Here is a 566-nt window from a genome sequence, read left to right on the forward strand (position 1 = left end):
CACCGTTCAGCAGCTTGATGCCGTTGAATTGCGTGGTGTTGCTGATGCGGTTGATCGAGTTGAGAATCGCATCCACCTGAAGCTGGTTGGCGGCGACTTCCTGATCCGACAGCGCGCCGCGGTTGGCGGCCTCGATGGTGAGGCTCTGCAGTTCTAGCAGCAACGAAGACACTTCGTTGAGCGAACCTTCGGCGGTGTTGATGACGTTGTTGGCGCGGCTTGTGTTGTCGACGGCGGTGCGGATGCCTTCGATTTCGCTGCGCAGGGTTTCGCTGGCGATGAGCCCTGCCGGATCGTCTTTACCACGATTGATCCGCAGGCCGCTGGAGAGGCGTTCCAGTCGGGTTGCCAGTTCGTTGTTGTTTCGACCGAGTTTGTTGATCGCTTGAAGCGACTGAATATTGGAATTGATTCGGCTCATGGCATCTTCCGTGATGGAGTTCATGGCGGATATCCGTATCCGCCGGGTGTTGGTTAATTAGGGAACGACGATCCAAGTTGAGAGACGTTGAACCGCGGCTCCGCCACGGAAAACACGGGGGGTGTGGTGTTGGGTGACCAACCTC

General features: G+C 57.2%; 1 protein-coding gene. It reads right to left on the reverse strand.

Annotated features, from left to right (window positions below; all coding sequences use genetic code 11):
* On the reverse strand, window positions 1–421 hold a 421-nt coding region (locus tag JNK74_29770), incomplete at its 3' end, for a flagellin (protein ID MBL7650359.1).
* Window positions 422–566: the final 145 nt, after the last annotated feature.

It is taken from the genome of Candidatus Hydrogenedentota bacterium (genome assembly GCA_016791475.1).
Classification (GTDB): domain Bacteria; phylum Hydrogenedentota; class Hydrogenedentia; order Hydrogenedentales; family JAEUWI01; genus JAEUWI01.